Consider the following 4,384-nt stretch of genomic DNA (forward strand, 5'->3'; position numbering starts at 1 on the left):
ATTTCATCCAATAAAAAACCCACATTGTGTATGTGGGTTTTAATCAATCACTTCACTTTTTAAACCAAGGCACTTGCCACTTCATAATGTACTTTATCTAATTTCCCTTGATTAAATAACCAAGTTGCCACTTCTGGCCATGAATACATCGCTGACTTTGAAGACAGCCCATACATTGGTTTTGGGAAATTCCCATCCCCACGCTTATTTAATGCATACAGTGATAATACTTGGCGACTTAAGCTCGCGCGTTCTGCCATTTCCGATAAGGTAGAAAAGCCTTGCTCTTCAACAATTAAGTCTTGATAACCTAATTTACGAATATCATTTAATGCTGAGCGTATTGCAGTCACTGCATCATCAGCTTCACGATCAAATTCTAAATAAACTGTATCATTGTAGCTACACAGCAATGCGTCATCACAGCCTGCTTCAAAAAAGCGATCTTCTAAATCGGCAAGATCTGAACGAGCATCACGTACCACAATGGTAAAATGATAAGTATTCATTGTTCATCTCCATTACATTGCTTCACTTTACGCAGGATTTGTTTAGTATGCGTTTCAGGATCTTTCGGCGTACTCCAAACACTCATTTGATGTTCAGCATGTCCCAATACGCATTTTAATCTACAAAATGCATGTCCTGATTTACCCGTTTCAACAATATCCCATCCATTCTCAACTGCATATTCAATTGCCTCTCGGATATGCTTATTTGGATGTTTTTTCATGTTTTATCCTTAGAGAATGTTTATTATTATATATTAGTGTTGACGAGTGTCAACAAATTGAACTATTTAAGCTGTTAAAAATGGTTGGCTCCATCCTCTAATCTCTCCAATTTCCCTTTAATCCAACGAATCACATAACCTGATTCAACTGCATGTGGTTCAAATCGTTCAATCGTATAGCCCATGTTTTCAGCGAGTTCATATTTATTAAATGCGTTTGCAATCTTCTTACCACCACGACCTACCGACCATGGGCTACCCACAATTTCAATAACAAGATTAAGCTTCACAATATAGAAATCGAATCGCCAATTTTTGGTGGGTTCGAATTGAAATTTTCTTCGATAACCAATGTTATTTTCTTCTAATTCTTGGAATAAGGTTTCTTCAGCTTCTAAATATTTTTGTGTTGCTTTGGGTAATGGGCGAGTTTTGGATTTTGGTTTTAATGGTTTCTTCTTGGTGAGTGCGGTGTATTCGGAAGTTTCCATAAATTTTACTCAATAAAAAACCACCAGAAGGTGGTTTCTTAATTAAAGCGATCCCTTATCTTGCGCTTACTTTGGAACATGTTCCTCAGAAAAGCTCAGGGTGTGTCTTCAGACTGAGTGGTCACACACTATGAACCGTATAAAGAAGTCTTAATCCCTTATTAATCAGGGTATGTCTTCAGACCCGACGCCGGGATTCCACGGCGAGAATGTACTTGTGGTCTTAATCCCTTATTAATCAGGGTATGTCTTCAGACGATTACCAGAAGGGACTTCAGTACTACCTGAAGGGTCTTAATCCCTTATTAATCAGGGTATGTCTTCAGACAGCTTGGAATTTTGCTAAAGTGCAATGTAAATCAGTCTTAATCCCTTATTAATCAGGGTATGTCTTCAGACCACGAAAAAGCACATATCGCGCTGAACCATGTGTCTTAATCCCTTATTAATCAGGGTATGTCTTCAGACCTCTACCCTCTTTTTTTCCTCTTGTAAAGCAACAACTTATAGAGGCTAAATATTTCAAAGTATGTATCAGTAAAGTTGCTGTATGTGAAGATGTTTCACAGTTTTGCTTATACATAGTTAAAACCTTGATTTTTATCATTTTTACATACCCTCAATTTTCATGCCAACCTCTAAAGAAAACATAAATAAATTAAAGAAACCCTCCATGAATGAAGGGGTTTCCTCCCTGAACTTTTGCGCTGATCAAGGTTGTTGTTGTATATTTTTTCATTAGTATGAATAAAACAACCATATTATTACAATCAAATGTAAATCAAATCAATATAGGTATGTAATTAAAGGTATCGAATTCGAAACCTTTAAATGGTACGAAATCGATCTAGTAAAGCTTATCCAATAAAAAACCTCCCGAAGGAGGCTTCAAATTTAATCTCTTTGTCGCCTTGCGCAAGCTCAGTCAGTTTTTCTTCATCTTGAGCAAACTCAAAAATAAGTCGTGGTGAACTTGGTTCGATATTATTTTGAATTAAGAAATCATCTAAATGCTTTTTGTTTTGCTGATTTAGTACGTTTAGAGCACCCTTTATCACTTGATTTGCTTCTTACTGCACAATTGCCTCACCTTTGGCATCACGCAAAATGCTGATTGCTTAATGACTCAGGGAACCAAGGATTGTCACGCCACCCAATGTTGATATGCAATGTGCACTCATCTTTTTTAGCTACAAATTCTTGCCAAGTTGGATCAGCTTCAAACTTCGGGTTAAACACCACACAGTGATTATTATACAAAACGTTGACCGAAATAAAAAACCAAAAATTCCGATTAGATCTCAAATATTTCAGTCTGTTTACACCTAAAAAGGTACAAGCCCTGCGCTGTACCAAAGCAACTTCAAGCTAGGACTACTAATCATTAAAAGAATCGAAACCACGATGAGAATCATGGTGGTTCATTAAATCACTCCCATTTAAAGAACCTAGACCATTGATTGGGTGATCAAATAGGTCTAGGCTATTTGAAACTTTAAAATCGTTGAATTTTTCCACATCATGAGGATTGTATTTATAAATGGATAAGTCATGAAAAAGACCATCATCAAACATAGATGAGTCATCAGAAGATTTATGAAATATTTTAAACTTTTCCATTGAGTTCATTAGCTCAGAGAAAGTATACATTTGAACTCTAGGATCAATATGCAATCCATTAAAAGTTTTGTTCACGATGGAGAATTCTTGAGATAATATGTCGAGTTGTTTATTTGATAGATTTTGAATAAACCTAATAGAAGATACTCTAACATTTTCTTCTTCTACATTTTTAAATGCTTCTAAGAAAGAAAGGACTGATGGATTTTTCACACCTAATAATTCAAAATCAAGTTTATTATTTCTGTTAGCAATTACCAAGCCATACAAGGTAATCGCAAGTTTCAGAATTCTTTTTTTACCAGTTGCACTGTCTTTGGCAACATAGTCCATAGGTGCTTTATTTGGGTTTTCTTTTTTAGGAAATATTTTTGATAAAAATGTTTCAGGAAAAATCCAAACTAATACCCCTAAGATCATTAAAACCCAAAAAAAATTATCTTTTATAAAATTAAATCCTGTGATTAATATTTCCATTCATCCCACCAATTACCTGTATCAGCTTAATCTACATTAATCGTATTATTGCACTAAACCATCGTAAATACCCCGCTACCCATCTAATAACACGGATTTAGCTGCGAGCGTAACTTGTTACGATCTAATTGTTTTCCTAAAGAGAATCCTAGAGCATCTACTTCGTCAAGCAAATCGGGGAAGCGCCCTTTATTTTCGATGTAATATGAATTTAGCTATTTCTTAACACTAAAAGCCTATCTTCAATTATTGAGTCATTCTCTATACCCAAATCTACTCTTAATAACTTAGCAAATTCAAATACTTTATCTTCCAATTCATGACTAAGATCTTGAGAGTGATTGTTGAAATAATGATTTGAAACTGAGGCTTGATAAGATGTTAGTTCTTTCTCAAGTTTGAATAGCTCTAGTCTTATTTCAGAGGTGGTAATTAAATTTACTTTGTTGATACAACCCACCAGCTCAATATACTTAGCTAAATGTAGATTCCAATCATTATGATTTTCTGAATTTCCAGATCCATCAGCATCACAACTGGTTGGAAGTGTTAACGATGAAACTAAATACTGGGTATAAGCTTCTGTCAAAGCTATATATTGATCTCTTTTCGACTCTGCAACTTTTTCTAACTTTATTTCATTTAAAGTATTTTTCGCAGCAATTCTAATTGAAACTATTAAAGCTGCAGCCCCAATTAAAGCCCCAAAGAATCCTAAAAAACCCTGTATGTAGGCAGCGTCAATTGTTGCTCTTATAGCATCCATTTATAAACCCTAATTATTATTAAACCCCGCAAATGCGAGGTTTTAATGATTTGGTCTCGGAAAACCGTAATACGACCAGTATAGAAAAATATACCCTGTTTTTTGCAGGTATGCAATTACAAATCATACTCTTCAGCAACTTTAAAGAAGTAACCACGCAAATGTGTATCCAAGTCAACTCGCCAATCACCAAGTTTCACTAAGGCGTATTGCTCATATTTTGCATAACTTTCCATATAAGATTGTCGAGCAATTGCTAACCCTGAAATACGATGACGCTCAGACTGATTATAAGAG

General features: G+C 35.2%; 7 protein-coding genes, 1 pseudogene and 1 CRISPR repeat array. All 8 genes and pseudogenes read right to left on the minus strand.

The genetic code is table 11. From position 1 onward, the window contains the following. Positions 1 to 59 precede the first annotated feature (59 nt). Positions 60 to 509, minus strand: coding sequence for a transcriptional regulator (locus C9E89_RS21550; RefSeq protein ID WP_107010177.1), 450 nt, complete (start codon positions 507 to 509; stop codon positions 60 to 62). After that, positions 506 to 733 carry a hypothetical protein gene (locus C9E89_RS21555; protein WP_107010178.1) on the minus strand — a complete coding sequence of 76 codons (228 nt, stop codon included), beginning with the start codon at positions 731 to 733 and terminating at the stop codon, positions 506 to 508. Before C9E89_RS21555 ends, C9E89_RS21550 begins: the two co-directional genes overlap by 4 nt. A 74-nt stretch (positions 734 to 807) precedes the next feature. Next, positions 808 to 1,224: a PDDEXK family nuclease gene (locus C9E89_RS21560; protein ID WP_107010179.1), complete on the minus strand. Its 417-nt coding sequence runs from the start codon at positions 1,222 to 1,224 to the stop codon at positions 808 to 810. Between the two features lie 147 nt (positions 1,225 to 1,371). After that, positions 1,372 to 1,692: a CRISPR direct-repeat array (repeat unit 37 nt; unit sequence GTCTTAATCCCTTATTAATCAGGGTATGTCTTCAGAC). 389 nt (positions 1,693 to 2,081) lie between these two features. Then, positions 2,082 to 2,282, minus strand: a complete 201-nt coding sequence (locus tag C9E89_RS21565; protein WP_107010180.1) for a hypothetical protein — start codon at positions 2,280 to 2,282, stop codon at positions 2,082 to 2,084. 40 nt (positions 2,283 to 2,322) lie between these two features. Continuing rightward, positions 2,323 to 2,484: a hypothetical protein gene (locus C9E89_RS23440; RefSeq protein WP_171405198.1), complete on the minus strand. Its 162-nt coding sequence runs from the start codon at positions 2,482 to 2,484 to the stop codon at positions 2,323 to 2,325. Between the two features lie 117 nt (positions 2,485 to 2,601). Next, complete coding sequence (locus C9E89_RS21570) at positions 2,602 to 3,321, minus strand: hypothetical protein (protein ID WP_107010181.1); 720 nt, start codon at positions 3,319 to 3,321, stop codon at positions 2,602 to 2,604. Between the two features lie 211 nt (positions 3,322 to 3,532). Then, the gene (locus C9E89_RS21575; RefSeq protein WP_107010182.1) at positions 3,533 to 4,087 is read right to left on the minus strand and encodes a hypothetical protein; all 555 of its coding nucleotides are present in this window, start codon (positions 4,085 to 4,087) and stop codon (positions 3,533 to 3,535) included. A 116-nt stretch (positions 4,088 to 4,203) separates the two neighbouring features. Next, positions 4,204 to 4,384: pseudogene (locus C9E89_RS21580) on the minus strand (hypothetical protein); the annotation flags it as partial.

The organism is Acinetobacter sichuanensis (assembly GCF_003024515.2).
In the GTDB taxonomy this organism is placed as follows: Bacteria; Pseudomonadota; Gammaproteobacteria; order Pseudomonadales; family Moraxellaceae; genus Acinetobacter; species Acinetobacter sichuanensis.